Origin of the sequence: Kitasatospora sp. NPDC048194, assembly GCF_043202455.1 — a bacterium.
Classification (GTDB): Bacteria; Actinomycetota; Actinomycetes; order Streptomycetales; family Streptomycetaceae; genus Kitasatospora.
Map to the genome: position 1 here is coordinate 210,859 of NZ_JBIDAK010000003.1, position 18,369 is coordinate 229,227.

The 18,369-nt window shown below is 74.3% G+C and carries 17 protein-coding genes; 14 read left to right on the plus strand and 3 right to left on the minus strand.

Going from position 1 to position 18,369, the window contains the following annotated elements; translation table 11 throughout:
* Positions 1-540: 540 nt before the first annotated feature.
* Positions 541-1,179, minus strand: coding sequence for an ATP-binding protein (locus tag ACGF07_RS05970; RefSeq protein WP_350748162.1), 639 nt, complete (start codon positions 1,177-1,179; stop codon positions 541-543).
* 229 nt (positions 1,180-1,408) lie between these two features.
* Here ACGF07_RS05970 and ACGF07_RS05975 point away from each other — a divergent pair, with 229 nt between their 5' ends.
* The 11 genes from ACGF07_RS05975 to ACGF07_RS06025 all read left to right on the plus strand — a co-directional run bounded on the left by ACGF07_RS05975 (position 1,409) and on the right by ACGF07_RS06025 (position 13,926).
* The gene (locus ACGF07_RS05975) at positions 1,409-2,236 is read left to right on the plus strand and encodes a hypothetical protein (RefSeq protein WP_392895828.1); all 828 of its coding nucleotides are present in this window, start codon (positions 1,409-1,411) and stop codon (positions 2,234-2,236) included.
* Positions 2,237-2,422: 186 nt separating this feature from the next.
* Positions 2,423-3,181 carry a YcnI family protein gene (locus ACGF07_RS05980; protein WP_392895830.1) on the plus strand — a complete coding sequence of 253 codons (759 nt, stop codon included), beginning with the start codon at positions 2,423-2,425 and terminating at the stop codon, positions 3,179-3,181.
* Positions 3,182-3,256: 75 nt separating this feature from the next.
* Positions 3,257-3,943: an SCO family protein gene (locus tag ACGF07_RS05985; RefSeq protein ID WP_392895831.1), complete on the plus strand. Its 687-nt coding sequence runs from the start codon at positions 3,257-3,259 to the stop codon at positions 3,941-3,943.
* Positions 3,940-4,446 (plus strand): copper chaperone PCu(A)C, encoded by a 507-nt coding sequence (locus ACGF07_RS05990; RefSeq protein WP_350741561.1) that lies wholly within the window; start codon positions 3,940-3,942, stop codon positions 4,444-4,446. The genes ACGF07_RS05985 and ACGF07_RS05990 overlap by 4 nt, the downstream gene beginning before the upstream one ends.
* 11 nt (positions 4,447-4,457) lie before the next feature.
* A complete protein-coding gene (locus tag ACGF07_RS05995; RefSeq protein WP_392895833.1) occupies positions 4,458-6,542 on the plus strand; it encodes a FixH family protein in 2,085 nt (694 codons plus the stop codon).
* A complete protein-coding gene (gene efeB / locus ACGF07_RS06000) occupies positions 6,539-7,834 on the plus strand; it encodes an iron uptake transporter deferrochelatase/peroxidase subunit (RefSeq protein WP_392895835.1) in 1,296 nt (431 codons plus the stop codon). The genes ACGF07_RS05995 and efeB overlap by 4 nt, the downstream gene beginning before the upstream one ends.
* A 214-nt stretch (positions 7,835-8,048) precedes the next feature.
* Positions 8,049-8,984, plus strand: a complete 936-nt coding sequence (gene pheA / locus ACGF07_RS06005) for a prephenate dehydratase (RefSeq protein ID WP_392895837.1) — start codon at positions 8,049-8,051, stop codon at positions 8,982-8,984.
* A gap of 558 nt (positions 8,985-9,542) precedes the next feature.
* Entirely contained in the window at positions 9,543-10,817 is a 1,275-nt protein-coding gene (gene serS, locus ACGF07_RS06010; RefSeq protein WP_350741569.1) for a serine--tRNA ligase, read from the plus strand.
* A complete protein-coding gene (locus tag ACGF07_RS06015; RefSeq protein WP_350741571.1) occupies positions 10,814-11,647 on the plus strand; it encodes an HAD family hydrolase in 834 nt (277 codons plus the stop codon). Before serS ends, ACGF07_RS06015 begins: the two co-directional genes overlap by 4 nt.
* A gap of 155 nt (positions 11,648-11,802) precedes the next feature.
* The gene (locus tag ACGF07_RS06020; RefSeq protein WP_392895838.1) at positions 11,803-12,534 is read left to right on the plus strand and encodes a FadR/GntR family transcriptional regulator; all 732 of its coding nucleotides are present in this window, start codon (positions 11,803-11,805) and stop codon (positions 12,532-12,534) included.
* Between the two features lie 150 nt (positions 12,535-12,684).
* The gene (locus tag ACGF07_RS06025; RefSeq protein WP_392895840.1) at positions 12,685-13,926 is read left to right on the plus strand and encodes a CynX/NimT family MFS transporter; all 1,242 of its coding nucleotides are present in this window, start codon (positions 12,685-12,687) and stop codon (positions 13,924-13,926) included.
* A 127-nt stretch (positions 13,927-14,053) separates the two neighbouring features.
* On the opposite strand, the gene ACGF07_RS06030 is transcribed toward ACGF07_RS06025, so the two are convergent.
* Positions 14,054-14,779: a DUF4386 domain-containing protein gene (locus ACGF07_RS06030; RefSeq protein WP_392895842.1), complete on the minus strand. Its 726-nt coding sequence runs from the start codon at positions 14,777-14,779 to the stop codon at positions 14,054-14,056.
* A 152-nt stretch (positions 14,780-14,931) separates the two neighbouring features.
* Here ACGF07_RS06030 and ACGF07_RS06035 point away from each other — a divergent pair, with 152 nt between their 5' ends.
* A complete protein-coding gene (locus tag ACGF07_RS06035) occupies positions 14,932-15,651 on the plus strand; it encodes a TetR/AcrR family transcriptional regulator C-terminal domain-containing protein (protein ID WP_392895844.1) in 720 nt (239 codons plus the stop codon).
* 142 nt (positions 15,652-15,793) lie between these two features.
* Here ACGF07_RS06035 and ACGF07_RS06040 read toward each other — a convergent pair whose 3' ends face one another.
* Entirely contained in the window at positions 15,794-16,681 is an 888-nt protein-coding gene (locus ACGF07_RS06040; protein ID WP_392895846.1) for an LLM class flavin-dependent oxidoreductase, read from the minus strand.
* An 80-nt stretch (positions 16,682-16,761) separates the two neighbouring features.
* Between ACGF07_RS06040 and ACGF07_RS06045 the strand changes: the two genes are divergently transcribed.
* Together ACGF07_RS06045 and ACGF07_RS06050 are read left to right on the plus strand one after the other, a co-directional pair.
* Positions 16,762-17,076 (plus strand): hypothetical protein, encoded by a 315-nt coding sequence (locus ACGF07_RS06045; RefSeq protein ID WP_392895848.1) that lies wholly within the window; start codon positions 16,762-16,764, stop codon positions 17,074-17,076.
* A 68-nt stretch (positions 17,077-17,144) separates the two neighbouring features.
* A complete protein-coding gene (locus ACGF07_RS06050) occupies positions 17,145-18,353 on the plus strand; it encodes a hypothetical protein (protein WP_392895849.1) in 1,209 nt (402 codons plus the stop codon).
* Positions 18,354-18,369 lie beyond the last annotated feature (16 nt).

The following is an 18,369-nucleotide window of genomic DNA, read 5'->3' on the forward strand; positions in this document are numbered from 1 at the left end:
GAAGGCGCACATGAGGAAGTTGCCGCAACTCGGGTCACGCTCCCCCGGCGTCTCGCCGATGGCGATGACCACCCCGCGAACCTGCTCGTCACGGACGAGAACGCCAAGGCGTACCACCGCAGCGTCTTCGACGCGGGTGCCTGGAGGCTCGCGCTCGTCGCGGCCGGGGTGATCCCGCCGCGCGAGAAGGGGGCCGAAGTGCTTCCAGGCGGCCCCGGACGACGGCATGCACGCCCTGCGGCATGCCCATGCCCCGGTGCTGCTGGGTGCCGGTGAGACGATCAAGGCGCTCGCGGCCTACCTCGGCCACAGCGACCCGGGTTTCACGCTCCGGGCCTGCACCCACCTGATGCCGACGAGCGAGTCCCGGACCCGCTCGGCGATCGACAGGGTCCTGCCGGGTTCGAGGGCTGGGCGCTCTGCGCCGAAATCCGGGGGCATGTGCCCCGCCTGTGCCCTGGCGGCCCGATCACCGCCTCCGGCATCCCTCGGCCAAGGGCTCTGCGAGAACCGTTTCCGCAGGTCGCGCCCGTAACCCCACTACGAGGCCGCCCGCAGCAGCGCGTCGTCCTGCCACTTGAGGATCTTGTCGAAGCTCACGATGGCGCCCCGGAGGGGGTGGTTGCGGAGCTGGACGTGGTCGGTGAGGGCGTGGATGAGGAAGAGGCCGCGGCCGGACTCGGCGGTCAGGTCGGGCAGGGTGTCGAGGTCGACCGGGCGGAGGGTGGGGGCCGGCGGCCGGCAGGGGAGGACGTGGGTGTCGTACGGGTGGCCGTCACGGCGGGGCCGGTGGGTGGCGAGGATGCGGGCCGGGACGGTGGCGCGGGCCCGGCGGGAGCGGCGGGGGCCCCGGGCGTCCGCGGCCGGGCGGGCCGGGGCGGGGGCGGCCGGCCGGCGCGCGGGCGGGGCGGCGGTCGCCGGCAGACCGGGACCGGAGTCGGTGACCTCGATCCGCAGGCGGTCGCCGCTGATCGAGGCGGTGACCTGGAAGCCCTCGTCGGGCCGGCCGGTGGCGCCGTGCTCGACGGCGTTGGCGCAGGCCTCGGTGAGGGCGACGCCGAGGTCGTCGGCGATCTGCGGGTCGACGCCCGCCGTCGCCATCGCACCGAGCAGGATGCGCCGGGCCAGCGGCACGCTGGCCGGGTCGCGCTTGAGGTGCAGAGTCCACCAGATGTCCACGGGAGGTCCCTCCTGGCTGCGGCTCCACATACAACTAGGTATCTCCGGGCGATTCGGCGGTGAACCGTGCCCGGGGGCGGGTACCGCCCGTTCGGCGGATGGACTGGGGACGGGGTCTGTGCCGAAGGGCGCACATGGGCCCGTGCACGCCGCTGCCGAACGGGGCATTCGTACGGATTTCCCACCCTGCCGGTGTCGGCGGTGTACGCGATGAGATGATGGCCCGGCCATGACTGCCCTCCCCGCCGCCCCGCTCCCGGGCGCCCCCGTACCGGTCCGGCCGGTGGGGGCTGCCGCCTGGGACCTGCGGCTTGCCCGGGCGGTCCCCTTCGCGCTGGTGTGCACGCTGATCGCGGCCGCCGGGCACGCCCTGGCGGGTGGCGGCGACGTGCCGCCGGCCGCGCTGGCGACGGGCTTCGCCGCGGTGCTGCTGCTGGCGGTGGCGTGCGGCGGCCGGGAGCGTTCGCTGACGGCCATCGCCGGGGCGCTCGGCGCGGGGCAGCTCGGGCTGCACTGCCTGTTCCACGGCTTCCCCGGTTTCCTCGACGGCTTCGCCGGCGTCCCCGGCGGCGCCCACCACGCTGCGATGACGATGCCGCAGGCGGCCGGCCGGCTGCTCTGCAACGAGGCCCGGCCGGGCACGCTGATCGGCTTGTCCGGCGGTGCCTCCCCGGAGCAGTTGGTCACCTCGGCGGGTCTGGACGCGCACGCGTACGCCGTCGTGCCGTGGTGGCAGGGCGGCGTGCTCGGGATGACGCCCTCGATGCTGGCCGGGCACCTGGCCGCCGCGCTGGTGGCGGGCTGGTGGCTGCGGCGCGGCGAGGCGGCGCTGTGGCGGCTGGTGCGGGTGGCCGCGTCGGCGGCCCGGGAGCACTGGGCGGCGCCGCTGCGGTCGGCGCTGGTGCTGGTGGTCGCGCTGCTGCGCGGCCTGTTCGGCGTGGCCGGTCCGGTCCGCCGGTTCGGGACCGGGGGCGGCGAGGGGCTGCTCCCGGCGGGTGCGGTGCTGCGGCACAGCGTGGTGCGGCGCGGTCCGCCGTGCGGGGCGTTCGCGCACTGACCCGGTGTCGCCGGTACCGCTGAGCGGTGGCGGGTTCCGGGCGTGCGCGTGTCCGGGCCGGTCCGTCCCCCACAGCGACGGCGGCCCCAGGTTTCCCCCCACGTCCCCACGTGCGGCCCCGCCGAGGCACGGTCCACCGTCGCCCGGTGCCGAAGGGCCGCCGAGCTCCGATCGGAGACCCGCATCATGCGTTCCCTTCCTGCCCGCCGTCTCGCCGCCGTCGCCCTGACCGCCGCCGCCTCCGTGGTGGCGCTGGCCGGCCCGGCCTTCGCGCACGTCACCGTGAACCCGGGCTCGGCCGCCCAGGGCGGCTACGCGGCCGTGAACTTCCAGGTGCCGAACGAGAGCGACACGGCGAGCACGGTGAAGCTGGAGGTCAACCTTCCGCTGGACCACCCGCTGGCCTCCGTCCGGACCCTGCCGATGCCGGGCTGGACCGCCACCGTCGAGAAGTCGAAGCTCGACAAGCCGCTCAAGGTGCACGGCAGCGACGTCAACGAGGCCGTCTCCAAGATCACCTGGACCGCCGACGCCGGCACCAAGATCGCCCCCGGCCAGTTCCAGGAGTTCCGGGTCTCGCTCGGCCCGCTGCCGACCGACGCCGACAGCCTCGCCTTCAAGGCCCTCCAGACCTACGACAACGGCGACGTCGTCCGCTGGATCGACGAGGCCCAGGCCGGCCAGCCCGAGCCGGCCCACCCGGCCCCGGTGCTGAAGCTCACCAAGGCCGCCGCCGGTGACGGCCACGGCGTCACCGCCACCGCCTCCCCGGCGGCCGACGCCCACGGCGGCAGCTCCGACCACGCCGCCGCCTCGGACGGCGGTGACAAGTCCAGCGACAGCACCGCCCGGACCCTGGGCGTGGTCGGCATCGTGGTCGGCGTGATCGGCACCGCCGTCGGCGTGCTCGGCCTGCGCCGCAAGAGCAGCGGCTCGGCCTCCTGATCCCCGCGCCGGCGGGGCCGCGCCCACTCCGGACGCGGCCCCGCCGGCGGTCCACCGCGCACGATCGGAACTCCCATGCCCCGCGTCACCCGCACCCACCGCTCCGGCCGCACCGCCCGGCTGGCCGGCGCCGCCGCCCTCGCGCTGGCGGCCGCCCTGACCCTCTCGGCCTGCGGCTCCTCCGGCGGCGGCTCGACCACCGCCAAGGTCACCCAGCAGAAGGACGACAGCCCGTACGAGGGCACCAAGCTGGCGAAGAACTTCGAGAAGCCCGACCTCCAGCTGACCGACACCTCCGGGCAGCCGTACGACCTGCGGCAGCGGACCAACGGCAGGACCACCCTGCTGTTCTTCGGCTACACCAACTGCCCGGACGTCTGCCCGACCACCATGGGCGACATCGGCGTCGCGATGAAGTCGCTCTCCGCGGAGGACCGGAAGAAGATCGACGTCGTCTTCGTCTCCACCGACCCGAAGCGCGACACCCCGAAGGTGCTGCGCACCTGGCTGGACTCGATGGGCGGCGACTTCATAGGCCTCACCGGCGACCTGGAGAAGGTGAAGACCGCCGCCAGGTCGCTCGGCATCATGATCGAGGACCCGGTCGTCAACCCGGACGGCACGGTCACCTCCACCCACGGCGCCCAGGTGCTGGCCTTCCTCCCCTCGGACGACAGGGCGCACGTGCTCTACATGAGCGGCACCGAGGAGAAGACCTACGAGCACGACCTGCCGCTGCTCGCCAAGGGGGTCGCGGCGTGACCGCGGTGGCTCCCGGCACCCGGCGGTTCCGCCGGTCCGCCCTGCTGGGCGCCGTGGTCGCCACCGCCCTGGGCGGCGGTGCCATCCTGGCCGCCTGCGGGACGGGCGGCCAGGACGGCGCCTCGAGCGCGGGCCCGGCGAAGCTGAGCGTGGCCGACCCGTACATCCCGCTGCCCCCGGCCGGGGGCATGGGCGCCGGGTACCTGACCGTCCGCAACGACGGCGGGCCGGACCAGCTGGTGAAGGTGACCAGTCCGGCCGCCGAGTCCGTCACCATCCACCGCTCGACCGCGTCCAGCATGGAGCAGGTGGACAGCCTGGACGTGCCCGCGCACGGCGCGCTGGAGCTCGCCCGCGGCGGCACCCACCTGATGATCATGGGGTGGCAGAAGGCCCCGGCCCTGGGCGACGAGCTGGAGCTCGACCTCACCTTCGCCAAGTCCGGCACGATCGCGGTCAAGGTGCCGGTCAAGGAGCTCACCTACCGGCCCGGCCGGAGTTAGGGGACCCCAGCATGCAGCAGGCCTCGCACCGCGGGACCGCACCCCACCGGGCCACCGTCCGGCGGACCGCCTCCGGGCCGACCGCGTCCGAGCGGACCGCGCTCCGGCGGACGGCAGCCCGGCGCATCGCCGGAGCGCTCGCGATGCTCGGCACGCTGTTCGCCCTGGTGCTCGCCGGCGCCGGCCCGGCCTCCGCCCACGCCACCCTGGAGTCCACCGACCCGCGGCAGAACTCCGTGGTCGCCACGGCCCCGCAGGCGGTCACGCTGACCTTCAGCGAGACGGTGTCGCTCTCCGGTGACTCCGTACGGGTGCTGGACCCGGCCGGCAAGGCCGTGGACACCGGGAACCCGGCCCACGCCGACGGCCGGGGCGACACCGCCCGGGTGGGGCTGCGGAGCGGGATCGCCAACGGCACCTACACGGTCGCCTGGCGGGCCGTCTCGGAGGACTCGCACCCGGTCGGCGGCGCGTTCACCTTCTCCGTCGGCGCTCCCTCCGACACCTCCGTCTCCGCCACCGCGCTGCAGGGCGCCGACGCGGACGGCCTGGTCGCCGCCCTGTACGGCACCGGGCGCACCGTGGCGTACGCGGCGTTCGCCCTGCTCGCCGGGGTGGCCGGGTTCGTGCTGGTCTGCTGGCCGGCCGGGGCCGCCAGGCGTCCGGTGCAGCGGCTGCTGATGACCGGCTGGACGGCGCTGCTGGCCTCCACCGTCGCGGTGCTGATGCTGCGCGGCCCCTACGAGCGCGGCTCCGGCCTCGGGAAGGCGCTCGACCTGTCGCTGGTGCGCGCCACGCTGGACGAGCGGATCGGCACCGCGCTGGCCGCCCGGCTGCTGCTGCTCGCCGCGGGCGGGATCTTCCTGTCGCTGCTGGTCGGGCAGCTGGGGCAGCCGCACCGGACGGCCGCCGCACCGGACGGCGAGGAGGCCCGGGGTCCCGCCGACCAGGACGACGACGAGGCGGCCGAGCTGCGCGAGCTGGAGCAGCGGGCCGCCGAACGGCCGCTGCGCGACGCCCGCCTGGGTCTGGGCGTGGCCGGACTGGTGCTGTCCGTCGCCCTCGCGGCGACCTGGGTGGGTGCCGACCACGCCTCGGTGGGCATCCAGGTCTGGCTGGCGCTGCCGTTCGGCGTGCTGCACCTGATCGCGATGGCGCTCTGGCTGGGCGGCCTGGCCGCGCTGCTGGTCGCGCTGCGCGAGGGGGTCGGCGCCGAGGTGGTGGAGCGCTTCTCGAAGGTCGCCTTCGGCTCGGTGGCCGCCCTGGTCGTCACCGGGGTCTACCAGTCCTGGCGGGGCCTGGGCAGCTGGGGCGCGCTGACCGGCACCGAGTACGGGCGGCTGCTGCTGGTGAAGTCCGGCTGCGTGGCCGCCATGCTCGGCGTCGCGTGGGTGTCCCGCGGCCGGCTGGCCCGGCTGCGCTCGGCGCCCGCCGAGGCCGCGGAGGTCGAACGGGCCGAGGTGCCCGAGCCGGTCGGCGCCCCGGCGCTCAGCGAGGACCCGGTCCGGCAGGCGCAGCTGGACCGGCAGCGGGCCGCCCGGGCGAGTGCCGGGCGCGACCGCGCCCTGACCCCGACCCGGGCCGGGCTGCGCCGCTCGGTGCTGGTCGAGGCGCTCGTCGCGGTGGCGGTGCTGGTGGTCACCACGATGCTCACCAACTCCCCGCCCGGGCGGGTGGCGGGCGCGGTCACGGCGGCGGGGAGCGCCGCTCCGGCGGGCGGGTCCGCGGCGGCGCCGCAGACCGAGCCGGGCCGCACGGTGGAGCTCAAGCTGCCCTACGACACCAAGGGCCGGACGCCGAACGCCAAGGGCACCGCAACGGTCAGCGTCAACCCGGCCGGGACGGGACCGAACGAGGTGAAGCTCGCGCTGGACGGCGCCGACGGCAAGCCGGTGGACGTTCCGGAGGTGCAGCTCGCCTTCACCCTCCCGGACCGCGACCTGGGCCCGCTGCCGGTGACGCTCACCCCGGAGGGCACCGGCCGCTGGAGCGGCACCGCGCAGCTGCCGCTGGCCGGCACCTGGGTGGTCTCGGTGCAGATCCGCTCCTCGGACATCGACCAGACCACCCCGACCCAGCAGTTCAAGGTCGGGTGAACGCGGTGGACGGGAACGGGACGGGCACGGCCGGCGCCGCCGGCCCGGCGGGTGTCACCCGCCGGACGCTGCTCGGCACGGCCGGCGCCGGGCTGCTGGTCGGCGCCGGGGCCGGGGCGGCCGGGGCGGTCGCCTACGACCGTCCGGCCGGCGACCGGGCCGGTAGCGGGGCGGACGGCGGTGGCGCGCTCGGCACGGGCCGGGTGCCGTTCCGCGGCGAGCACCAGGCCGGCATCCTCGAACCGCAGCAGGCCGAGGTGCGGCTGGCCGCGTTCGACCTCGCCGCCGGGGCCGGCCGGGACGGGCTGCGCGCCCTGCTCCAGCGCTGGACCAAGGCGGTGGACCGGCTGACCGCCGGGGAGCCGGCCGAGGAGTTCGACAACCAGGTCGCGCTGGACGCCGGGCCGTGCTCGCTCACGGTCACGGTCGGCTTCGGCGCCGCCCTGTTCGACAAGGCCGGGCTGGCCGACCGCCGCCCCGCGGCGCTCGAGCCGCTGCCCGCGTTCCCCGGCGACGCGCTCGACCCGGCCCGCGGCGACGGCGACCTGTTCGTGCAGGTCGGCGCCGACGACGCGCTGGTCGCCGTGCACGCGCTGCGGACGCTGCAGAAGCTGGCGGCCGGGACGGCGGCGCCGCGCTGGCAGTCGGCCGGCTTCGCCCGAACCCCGGGTGCGACCGCGCGGCCGATGACCGGGCGCAACCTGATGGGCCAGATCGACGGCACCAACAACCCCAAGCCGGGCGAGGAGGGCTTCGCCGCCAAGGTGTTCTGCGCGGGCGGCGGGGACCAGCCGGCCTGGCTGGCCGGCGGCTCGTACCTGGTGTTCCGGCGGATCCGGATGCTGCTGGACCACTGGGAGGAACTGCCGGTGGACCGGCAGGAACGGGTGATCGGGCGGCGCAAGGCGGACGGCTCGCCGCTGAGCGCACCGGCCGGCTCCGGCGAGGGCACCGCGGTGGACCTGTCCGCACAGGGCCCGGACGGCGGCCTGGCGATCCCCGCCGACGCCCACGTACGGGTCGCGGCCCCGGCGGCCAACGGCGGCGCGGCGATGCTGCGGCGCGGCTTCTCGTACCACGACGGTCTGCTGCCGGACGGTTCGCCGGACGCCGGGCTGCTGTTCCTCGCCTTCCAGGCGGACCCGCGCAAGGGCTTCACCCCCGTGCAGCGCAAACTCTCCCGCGGCGACGGCCTCTCCCGCTTCCTGCGGCACGAGGCGAGCGGGCTGTACGCGGTGCCGCCGGGCGTGCCCGCCCAGGGCTACCTCGGGCAGCAGCTCCTGGAGGGGTAGCGGACCGGCCCCGGGCCCGCCGCTTCGGTACGGCCCCGGGGACGGCCCCCCGGGGCCGCGGAGCCCCCGGCGCTCCCGGCGGCCCGCGGCGGACGCCGTGTCCGCGGGCGGTCCCGGCCAGCGGAACGCCTTTCCTGCCGGGGCCGGGAAATCGTTATGGTGACTGCCTCGGCACCATCGGACCCAGGCGGCACCCATTCCCCACGGAGGCGTCATGTCGGCCACCCGCTACACCTACCTCGGCCCGGCCGGCACCTTCACCGAGGCGGCGCTGCACACCCTGCCCGAGGCGGCGACCCGGGAGCTGGTGCCGCTGTCCTCGGTGGCGCTCGCCCTGGAGGCGGTGCGCGGCGGCGAGGCCGCGGGGGCGTTCGTGCCGATCGAGAACTCGGTGGAGGGCGCGGTCACCGCGACCAACGACGAACTGGCCTCCGGCACCCCGCTGATGATCTACCGCGAGGTGCTGCTGCCGATCTCCTTCGCGCTGCTGGTGCGACCGGGGACGGAGCTGTCCGGGATCAAGACGGTGACCAGCCACCCGGTGGCCCAGTCGCAGGTGCGCCGCTGGCTGGCGGCCAACCTGCCGGACGCGACCTGGGAGTCGGCGGCCTCCAACGCGGACGGCGCCCGGCTGGTCGCCGAGGGCCGGTTCGACGGGGCGTTCGCGGGCGAGTTCGCGGCGCCGATCTACGGGCTGGACCCGCTGGTCAAGGACATCGCGGACGCGCAGAGCGCGACCACCCGCTTCGTCCTGGTCGGCCGCCCGGGGCGGGTCTCCTCGCCGACCGGGGCGGACAAGACCTCGATGGTGGTCTGGCTGCCGGACGACCACCCGGGTGCGCTGCTGGAGCTGCTCCAGGAGTTCGCGGTGCGCGGGGTCAACCTGATGCGGATCGAGTCCCGGCCGACCGGGGAGGGGCTGGGCAGCTACTGCTTCCTGATCGACTGCGAGGGGCACCTGTCCGAGCGCCGGGTGGCCGAGGCGATGATGGGGCTCAAGCGGATCTGTCCCCAGGTGCGGTTCCTCGGCTCCTATCCGCGCGCCGACCGCCAGGTGTCCAAGCACCGGCGGCCGGGGACCTCGGACGAGGATTTCGCCGCGGCGGCGGACTGGTTCTCCCGGGCGCTCGACGGCCGCGGGGACGTCTGAGCCGGCCGCCGGCCCTTCCGAGGGCACTCCTGGCGGCCCTTCCGGCCTTGGTGATCCCTTCCGCTTTTCCTGATCGGTGCCGACCGTTGTCGACCGGGGTGATCACGCCGGGCGGGTGACCGTTCCGTCGTCCACAGCCCGCCCCGGGGCCGGAGGCCGCTGTCCACAGGCCTCCCCGCTGTCCACAGCCGAAAGTTATCCACAGGCCTGGGGATGAGTCGACAAACCGGTATAGCCATTGCCCAGAACTGGTCGGATCATCTGTTTGCGTCGCAGAGATGACTAATCGGCCCAGAGTCACCCCCTTCCCTGCAAATCACCCGTTTGAGTGCTTCAATTCCCTCACCCGAGAAGGCCCATTGAGGTTTGAAACCTCAATTCGCTGGTTCCGGTGAGCGGAGTGCCGCCCTCCCCATCGATCCACAGCCCCGGCCGCCGACCTGTGGATAACCCGGCTGCGGCCGGTTCTCCCCAACGGTTATCCACAGGCGCCGGGGAGTTATCCCCAGGGGAAAACCGGTACCGGTGGAGGAACCGCCGCCCGGTACGCTTGGCCCTGTGATTGACCTTCGCCTGCTCCGTGAGGACCCTGACCGAGTGCGCGCCTCGCAGCGCGTCCGTGGCGAGGACGTCGACCTGGTCGACGCCCTCCTCTCCGCCGACGAACGGCGCCGGTCCTCGGGCAGCCGCTTCGACGAACTGCGCAACGAGCAGCGGGTGCTCGGCAAGCAGGTCGCCCAGGCCAAGGGCGACGAGAAGACCGCCCTGCTGCAGCGCACCAAGGAGCTCGCCGCCGAGGTCAAGGCCGCGGACGCCGAGCAGAGCGCGGCCAAGGAGGAGGCGGACCGCCTGCTCCGCTCCCTGGCGAACCTCATCGACCCGGCCGCCCCGGTCGGCGGCGAGGAGGACTTCGTCACCCTGGAGGAGATCGGCACCCCGCGCGACTTCGCCGCCGAGGGCTTCGAGCCCCGCGACCACGTCGAGCTGGGCCAGCTGCTGGGCGCGATCGACACCGAGCGCGGCGCCAAGGTCGCCGGTGCCCGCTCCTACTACCTGACCGGCGTCGGCGCGCTGCTGGAGCTCGCCCTGGTCAACATGGCGATCGCCCAGGCCACCGCGGCCGGCTTCATCCCGATGATCACCCCGGCCCTGGTCCGCCCGGCGGCCATGGACGGCACCGGCTTCCTCGGCCAGGCCGCCGAGAACGTGTACCACCTCGGCGACGAGGACAAGTACCTGGTCGGCACCAGCGAGGTCCCGCTGGCGGCGTACCACATGGACGAGATCATCGACGCCGACAAGCTGCCGCTGCGCTACGCCGGCTACTCGTCCTGCTTCCGCCGCGAGGCCGGCACCTACGGCAAGGACACCCGCGGCATCATCCGCGTCCACCAGTTCGAGAAGGTGGAGATGTTCGTCTTCACCACGCCCGAGGACGCCGAGAACGAGCACCGCCGCCTGCTCCAGTGGGAGAAGGACTTCCTCAACGCGCTGGAGCTGCCGTACCGGGTGATCGACGTCGCCTCCGGTGACCTCGGCGCCTCGGCCGCGCGCAAGTTCGACATCGAGGCCTGGATCCCCACCCAGGGCAAGTACCGCGAGGTCACGTCGACCTCCAACACCACCGAGTACCAGGCCCGCCGCCTGTCGATCCGGATGCGCGAGGAGGGCAGGACCCGCCCGCTCGCCACCCTGAACGGCACCCTGGTCGCCGTCCCGCGCACCATCGTGGCGATCCTGGAGAACCACCAGCAGGCCGACGGCTCGGTCGTCGTGCCGGAGGCGCTGCGGCCGTACCTCGGCGGACGCGCCGTCATCGAGCCGGTCAAGTGACCTCTCCCGCCCACCCCGGCGGTGGCGACCTGCCCTACCGGCTGGTCGCCACCGACCTCGACGGCACCCTGCTGACCAGCTGGGGGACCGTCTCCGAGCGCACCCGCGCCGCCCTGGCCGCGGCCGTCGGCGCGGGCGCGCTGCACATCGTGGTGACCGGGCGCTCGGCCGTCTGGGCCCGTCCGGTGTTCGACGAGATCGGCTACACCGGGATAGCGGTCTGCGGCCAGGGCGCCCAGGTCTACGACGCGGGCGCGCACAAGCTGCTCACCTCGCTCACCCTGGACCGCCGGCTCGCGGCGGTCGCGATCGAGAAGATCGAGGCCGAGACCGGCCCGCTGGCCGTCGCCGCGAACCAGGACGGTCTGGACGGCCAGGTGCTGGCCGGCCCCGGCTACGAGCTGCTGATCGGCTCGGACCTGCCGGTCGTCCGGGTCGACCGCGCCGAACTGCTCGCCTCCCCGGTCAGCAAGCTGTACATCCAGCACCCCCGGCTGACCGACGACGCCCTCGCCGAGGCCGCCCGCTGCGCCGCCGGCGACCTGGTGGGCGTGGTGATGGCCGGGGCGGGCGTGGTCGAACTGCTGCCGTTGGGCCTGTCCAAGGCCACCGGTCTGGCCGTCGCCGCCCGCCGGCTGGGCGTGCGCGCCGCCGACACCATCGCCTTCGGCGACATGCCCAACGACATCCCGATGTTCGGCTGGGCCGCGCACGGTGTCGCCATGGCCGACGCGCACCCGGAACTGCTCGCCGTCGCCGACGAGGTCACCGCGGGCAACGACGAGGACGGCGTGGCCGTCGTCCTGGAGCGCCTCTACCCGGTCCGCTGACCGGGCGCCCTCCTCTTCCTGCCGCTCCTTCCCCTTCCGGCCCGCTCCCTCCCGGGAGCAGACCGGGGGCAGACCCCGGGCAGTTGTAGGATGACCGGGCAAGCGGTTGTAGGATGACCGATGTCCGATCGACGGTGTGCGAAGGGAGGCCCGGAATGAGCGGCGACGGCAACGGTCTGCAGGCGGCCGGACGGCGTTCCCTGGTGGACACCGCGATCGACCAGCTGCGCGAGCAGCTCGCCGACGGCACCTGGCCGGTGGGGTCGCAGATCCCCACCGAGCACGAGCTCGCCGAGCGGCTGCAGGTCGGGCGGAACACCGTGCGGGAGGCGATCCGGGTGCTGGTGCACGCCGGGATGCTCGTCTCGCGGCAGGGCGAGGGGACCTTCGTACGGTCCACCAGCGACCCGGCGGCGGTGCTGCGCGGCGTCCAGCGCTCGGGCATCCGGGACGTCCTGGAGGTCCGCGCGGCGCTGGAGACCGAAGGCGCCCGACTGGCCGCGCTGCGGCACACCCCCGAGGACATCCGGCGGATGCGGGCCGCGCTCGCCCGCGAGGCCGAGGTGATCGCGGCCCACCCCGAGCGGGCCGGCCGCGAGGCCACCGTCGAGCACGACCTGGAGTTCCACACCGCCGTCGTCGAGGCCGCGCACAACCCGGCACTGGCCGAGGTGTACCGCTACTTCGGCGCGTCCGTACGCGAGTCGATGACCTCCGCGTTCGGCGACCACGAGATGCCCGAGGTGGTCGTGGCCACCCACGCGGCGCTGGTCGACGCGATCGAGAGCGGTGACCCGGACCGTGCCGAGGCGGCGTGCCGCGCGCTGCTCGCCGAGCCGACCGCGGCCGTCGAGCAGCTGCTCGCGGCCATCGCGGCCCGGAAGTAGGGCGGCGCGGGACGCCGGCTCCGCCGCTCCCGCACCCCGGCCCTCGCACCCTCCGCCCGAGCACCTCCGCGCCGCCGGCCACCGGCCCGCGCCCGCCCGTTCGCGCCCCCGGACTCCCAGAACCCCGCGTCACGAAAGAACAGCACACCCATGGCCGTCACCCGTGCCCCGCAGCCGGATGTCACCACCACCACCGCCCCGCTGCCCCTGCGCTCCCGGCTGGCCCACCCCGCCCTGCTGCTGACCGGCATCGTGCTGGTCGCGCTGAACATGCGCGCCTGCCTGGCGGCGATCTCCCCGATGGTCGGCGAGATCCAGCGGACCTTCGGCCTCTCGGCCACCGCGAGCGGGCTGATCACCACCGTGCCGGTGCTCTTCCAGGGCGTCGGCGCTCCGCTCACCCCCCGGCTGACCCGCCGGTTCGGCGCCGAGCGGGTCGTGCTGGGTGCGGTGCTGGTGCTGGGCGCGGGCGTGCTGCTGCGGGTGCTGCCGTCGGTGCTCGCGCTGTACGCCGGCTGCGTGGTGATCGGCGTGGCCATCGCGGTGCTGAACGTGTCGATGCCCGGCCTGGTCAAGCGGGAGTTCCCGGACCGCGCGGCGACCATGACCGGCGTCTACTCGACCACCATGCTCGTCGGCGCCACCCTGGCCGCCGGGACGTCCGTGCCGCTGGAACACGCGCTGGGCGGCGGCTGGCGCGCCTCGCTCGGCGCCTGGTCGCTGCTCGCCCTGGTCGCGGCGGCGGCCTGGCTGCCGCAGGTGCTGCGCTCCCGGCAGGAGAAGGCGGCGGTGGCCGCGGCGGCCCAGCCGGGCAAGCCGGTCGAGGGCATCTGGAAGTCCCCGCTGGCCTGGCAGATCAGCCTCTTCATGGGCATCTCGTCGCTGCTCGTCTACACCCTGGTCGCCTGGATGCCGACCATCCTGGCCGACCACGGCATGGACCGCGGCCAGGCCGGCCTGGTCTTCGCCTTCTCCAACCTGGTGCAGGTCGCCGGCGCCTTCCTGGTGCCGCTGATGGCCGGACGGATGACCAGCCAGCGTGCCCTCGCGGTGACCATGGCGGCCCTGAACGGGCTCGGCATCGCCATGCTGCTGGTCGCGCCGGTCTCCGCGGCCTGGGCGTCGGCGGCGGTCCTCGGCGTGGCCCAGGGCGGTTCGCTCGGCCTGGGTCTGGCGTTCATCGTGCTGCGCACCGGCACCGCGGCCGGCGCCGCCCAGCTGGGCGGGATGTCCCAGGCGGTCGGCTACCTGGTGGCGGCGGCCGGCCCGGTCGGCGCCGGTGCGCTGCACCAGCTCACCGGCGGCTGGGAGGCCACCCTGGCGCTGATGCTGGTGCTGGTCGCGGTGGTCGGCGCGGCCGGCTGGGGCGCCGGGCGCAACCGCACGCTCTGACCGGGCGCAACCGGACCCCTGACCAGGCGTCACCGTGCGCTCCGGCCAGGCGTCACCACACGGTCCGGCCGGGCGTCACCGGAGGCGTCGCCCCGCCTCCCCGGGGACACCGGCGGCCGGCCCCGGGCTACCCGGCACCGGCGCCGGCCGCGGCACCGGCTTCGACCGGCGCCGCGGCGGGGCTCGCCGCGGCCGACGGCCGGAAGCCCTTGAGGATCAGGTGGAGGGCGAGGCAGATCTCCCAGAGGAAGACCGGGACGGCGGCGAGGGCCGCCCACACCGAGAACTGCTGGTAGCCGCCGAACATCTGGGCGGCACCCGAGGCGAAGACCAGGGGCCCGCCGACCAGCCCCAGCACGGGGATGAAGCGGGCCACCAGCCCGGCCCGGTGGAGCAGGTACGCGAGCAGCACCGTGTTCGTCCCGCAGACGAAGCCCGGTCCGAGCAGGAACGTCCAGTTGTGGAACGCGACGAGCGCGTGTCCGAGTGTGACGGCCTCGGTGCCGGTCGCACCGGCCGGGTCCTGCCGCAGCGTCACGACGGCGAGGAGCGGGACGACGCCCACGGCGATGACGCCGGCTTCGAGGGTGCGCAGTGCGACGTAGCCGAGGGCGGCGCCCTCGTTGCGGCTCCTGACGACGGGGAAGAGCGCGACCGCCGTTCCGACGACGGCGAGGGCCAGGACCACCTCCAGGAACGCGCCGAGCAGCACCCGGGTGTCGGGGCCCGGGCCGACGACGTAGTCGGAGTGGTGCAGGACCGGTCCGTAGAGGGCGAGGGCCGCGACGGAGGTGACGTGGGTGACGAGGTAGAGGGCGCCGGCGATCGCGGCGGTTCTTCTGGTTGACGTCATGGGAGTCTCCCGCACAGGGAGGCGTACGGCGTACACCTCAGGCTCCGAAAACGTAGGTGTATGCTGTACACCATGTCAAGCGGCGCGTTCGTTCATCACCGGGCGGCTCGGCGACGGACCACCCGGGGGCGGGCGACTCGGCGGCGGGCGGCATGACCGGGCCCGCCAAAACCCCGCGCCGCGCCCCGCTGAACCGGGACCGCGTGCTGCGCGCCGCGGTGGCGCTCGCCGACGAGATCGGCATCGACGCGCTGAGCATGCGCAGTCTCGCCGAGCGGCTGGGCGTCGTTCCCATGGCTCTCTACAAGCACGTGGCGAACAAGGAGGAGCTGCTCGACGGCATGGTCGAGGTCATCGTCGGCGAGATCGCCCCGCCCGCCCGGGGCGCCGACTGGAAGGACGCGATCCGGCAGCGGATCCTCTCGGCCCGGCAGGCGCTGCTGAGCCACCGTTGGGCGTCCCAGGTGGTCGAGTCACGCCGGCACGCCACGCCGGTCGTGCTGGACTACATGGACTCGCTGATCGGCATGTTCCGGGCCGGCGGCTTCTCCGTCGACCTCACCCACCACGCGATGCACGCCCTCGGCAGCCGCATGTGGGGGTTCACCCAGGAGCTGTTCCCCACGCCGCCGCCCCCCGCGGACCCGGAGGCCCGGGCCGCCATGTTCGACCAGCTGGCGGCGCGGTACCCGCACATCATCGAGATGGCCACGGCCGGCTCCCGCGACGGGGGATCGGCCCCGGGCGGGGGCTGCGACGACCAGTTCGAGTTCGAGTTCGCCCTGGACGTCCTGCTGGACGGCTTCGAGCGCCTCCACCGGCAGGGCTGGGACTCCACCGCCCGCCGGCGCCCCACGGGGGCCACCGCGTAGCGCCGTTCCGCGGCCGCCGCTCGGCTGCTGCCCGGCGGCGCTACGACGGAACCGGCCCGTGCCCGGTCGCCCCGCAGGGGGGCGGCGCGGGCGCCCTGGTCGGAGCCGCCGGGCCGGTGGCGGTTCCGACCCGGCGACGGGCTCAGCCCAGCTGGGCGAGGCCCTCGGTGGCGATCCGCTCGAAGACGGCGAGGTCGTTCTCGAAGACCGAGTCCGGCACCGGCCAGTGGATCACCAGCTCGGTGATGCCCAGTTCCCGGTAGGTGCCCGCCCAGTCGACGAAGGCGTCCACCGACTGCAGCGGCCGCTCCGCCGTCGACCCCTGGAGCAGCACCTTCTCCAGCGTCGCGACGTCCCGGCCGCGCGCCTCGCAGGCCGCCGTCAGCTTCGCGATCTGCTGTGCGATCACCCCGGGCGCCTGCTCCACCGGCACGTCCGCCGGGCCCTTCGGGTCGCCGTAGGTCACCCAGCCCTGGCCGTACTCGGCGGCGAGCCTCAGGCCGCGCGGGCCGGTCGCGGCGACGTAGAACGGCACCCGCGGGGTCTGCACGCAGCCGGGGATGTTCCGGGCCTCGACCGCGGAGTAGTAGGTGCCCTCGCGGGTGGTGGCGTCCTGGCGCAGCAGCTCGTCCAGCAGCGGCAGGAACTCGCCGAAGCGGTCCGCCCGCTCCTTCGGCGACCACGCCTCCTGGCCCATCGCGGTGGCGTCGAAACCGGTGCCGCCGGCGCCGATCCCGAGCGTCACCCGTCCGCCGGACACGTCGTCCAGCGTGATCAGCTCCTTGGCCAGCGTGACCGGGTGGCGGAAGTTCGGCGAGGTCACCAGCGTGCCCAGGCGCAGGCGCTCCGTCGCGCAGGCCGCCGCCGTCAGCGTCGGCACGGACCCGAACCACGGCTCGTCGCGGAACGACCGCCAGGACAGGTGGTCGTAGGTGTACGCGGCGTGGAAGCCGAGGTCCTCGGCGCGCCGCCAGATCTTCTGGCCCTCGCTCCACCGGTGGATGGGGAGGATCACGGTACTCAGTCGCATGCCCCCGACCCTACGCGTGCGGACGGCGGGACTTCGGACCGCCCGCACGTCGGCACGAGCAGGTCCGCTAGCGTGGCGCCATGGGCACGATGAGCAGGCGAGAGCTGGCCGCTCTGGTCGAGGAAGCGACGGTCGACACCTACGACGAGCACGAGGAGCTGTCGGCTCTGTTCACCGCCGTCGAGGAGAACCTGGCGGTGCCGTTCAGCACCTCGGTGCTGGGCACCGAGGTGACCGTGCGCGGCATCGACCTCTCACCGGACGGAAGGATCGTCGCCCTGTGCACCCGCGGTGGGTTCCGGCAGGCGATCGGGCTGCTGGACCTTCCGTTGCCGGACCCGGCTCCGGACGGAGCGGAGTGGGTCGAGGCGTACCGCTACTACTGGACGCAGTGAGCGTCGGAACCTTCACGATCGAGAGGGCCTGCATGGCTGCCGTGGTGAGGAACGAGGATGGGGCGTCGTTGCGCGACCTGATCGAGCGAAGCTCCGAACTGAAGGGTGAACTCGTCGCCTTCGCCCAGAGCGCGCGCTTCGACCGGTGGTTGACGCCCCTCCTCCTGGAGGCCGCCGGGGCCCGGCGGCAGTTGGAGGAAGGTGATGCGATCCGGATCATCGACAACTTCGTCCTGCGGTACCGCCTGCCGGACGGCTCGACCGTGGTGGACCGGTTCGTCGCCGGCCGACGGGGCTTGACCGAGGCGGATCGGGAGATGCTGCTCGGCTGGCGTGACCCCGTCGAGGGCATCTTCGAGATCCGGCGCAAGGAGGGGGACGCCGTCGTCCTGCTGAACCTGATCGACGACCTGGAGTACCGCACGTACGCGAACGTCGGGCCAGCGGCCTTCCGCGGAGTGTCCAAGGGGGGATTCCTGCACACCTGCCTGGTGCCCGTCCACTCGGTCGACGGGGCGTGGCTGATCTCCGGAACCATGTCGTCCTACCCGAAGTCCAGCGCCACCGAGATCGTCCGGGCCGCGCTTCAACTGGCCGCCGGTCACCCCGAACTGGTCTTCCGCAACCCCGAGAAGATCGAGCAGGGATGGGAGTCGATGCGGGAGGACCGGGCCGCGTTCATCGAGTTCTGCGGTAGCGACGAACTGGTCCTTTCCCCTGCCGAAACCGAGGAGCGGCTCAACGCCTACTACCGGCACCGGCAGGAAGCCGCCGTCGCCGAGCATCCCGACCGGGCCCGGGGCAGGCAGCTCCCCGGCCTGTCCTTCCCGGCCTTCGAACTGCCGCCGGGACTCGCGGGATCGGAAACGGTCGGCGTCATCTACGACGAAGTCGACGGGCTCAACTTCTACCCGGACTACGGGATGCTGCGGGACCTCTTCGCCGATCCGGCCCTCCCCGGCCGCAGGCAGCACCAGGACCTGCTGCGCGTGTACCTGCGCGAGGAGTCGATTGCACCGCTGCCGCTCCGCCGCCTGGCCGCCGCCCACCCGGAGACCGTCGACGAGGTGTTCCGGAAGCTGCTGCGGAAGCCCGGATTCACCTGGGACGAGCACGGCGAGGAGCTGCTGCGCCGGCGCAAGCCCTGGTACTACGAGCAGGAGCCCCGCCCGGGCGTTTCCGTGATCGGTGAGCGCCTCAGCGAACTCGCTGCTGGCGGCCGTCGGCAGAGGTTCACCAGGACACGGCGCGTGCCGGGTCGACCCGGCCACTCGTGACCGAGGCTGGTTTTCG

Bases quoted from the DNA above. Each gene is read 5' to 3' on its own strand.
- ACGF07_RS05975 (WP_392895828.1), top strand. From the start codon at position 1,409: ATGACTGCCCTCCCCGCCGCCCCGCTCCCGGGCGCCCCCGTACCGGTC.
- ACGF07_RS05985 (WP_392895831.1), top strand. From the start codon at position 3,257: ATGCCCCGCGTCACCCGCACCCACCGCTCCGGCCGCACCGCCCGGCTG.
- ACGF07_RS05980 (WP_392895830.1), top strand. From the start codon at position 2,423: ATGCGTTCCCTTCCTGCCCGCCGTCTCGCCGCCGTCGCCCTGACCGCC.
- ACGF07_RS06020 (WP_392895838.1), top strand. From the start codon at position 11,803: ATGAGCGGCGACGGCAACGGTCTGCAGGCGGCCGGACGGCGTTCCCTG.
- ACGF07_RS06040 (WP_392895846.1), bottom strand. From the start codon at position 16,681: ATGCGACTGAGTACCGTGATCCTCCCCATCCACCGGTGGAGCGAGGGC.
- ACGF07_RS06045 (WP_392895848.1), top strand. From the start codon at position 16,762: ATGGGCACGATGAGCAGGCGAGAGCTGGCCGCTCTGGTCGAGGAAGCG.
- ACGF07_RS05995 (WP_392895833.1), top strand. From the start codon at position 4,458: ATGCAGCAGGCCTCGCACCGCGGGACCGCACCCCACCGGGCCACCGTC.
- ACGF07_RS06035 (WP_392895844.1), top strand. From the start codon at position 14,932: ATGACCGGGCCCGCCAAAACCCCGCGCCGCGCCCCGCTGAACCGGGAC.
- ACGF07_RS06025 (WP_392895840.1), top strand. From the start codon at position 12,685: ATGGCCGTCACCCGTGCCCCGCAGCCGGATGTCACCACCACCACCGCC.
- pheA (WP_392895837.1), top strand. From the start codon at position 8,049: ATGTCGGCCACCCGCTACACCTACCTCGGCCCGGCCGGCACCTTCACC.
- ACGF07_RS06030 (WP_392895842.1), bottom strand. From the start codon at position 14,779: ATGACGTCAACCAGAAGAACCGCCGCGATCGCCGGCGCCCTCTACCTC.